Annotated in this window: 1 protein-coding gene; it reads left to right on the plus strand. The window is 67.4% G+C overall.

The features are described from left to right. Positions 1 to 97 precede the first annotated feature (97 nt). Positions 98 to 405, plus strand: a 308-nt coding sequence (locus tag FNX44_RS30200) for a Clp protease/crotonase-like domain-containing protein (protein WP_500274222.1), incomplete at its 3' end; no start/stop codon positions are given.

Raw genomic sequence — 405 nt, forward strand, 5'->3', positions numbered from 1 at the left:
GGCGATTGCTGCCTAAACTGAAAGCGGATCAGCGAAAGTCGGGATCGTGCCGCCAGTCTGATCGGGCAAAGGGCGGCAATCACGGACGGAGGCGCAGATGCAACGATCGTTGCGGATGCAGCATTGGATGGGATGGTTGGCAGCGGTGATGGCCGCGGTCTGGACCAGCCTTGCCGTGGCAGCCGCTCCGGTCGTGGTGTTGCCGGTCACCGGTGCCATTGGGCCGGCCAGCGCAGCCTACGTGAGCCGCGGCCTGCAACAGGCACGCGATCAGGGAGCGCAGCTCGTTGTGCTGCAAATGGATACGCCCGGCGGCCTCGATGCGTCGATGCGCCAGATCATTCAGGCCATCCTTGCGTCGCCCGTGCCGGTGGCGGGCTACGTGGCGCCCGGCGGCGCGCGGGC

It is taken from the genome of Streptomyces alkaliterrae (assembly GCF_007097205.2).
GTDB classification, from domain to species: Bacteria; Actinomycetota; Actinomycetes; order Streptomycetales; family Streptomycetaceae; genus Streptomyces; species Streptomyces alkaliterrae.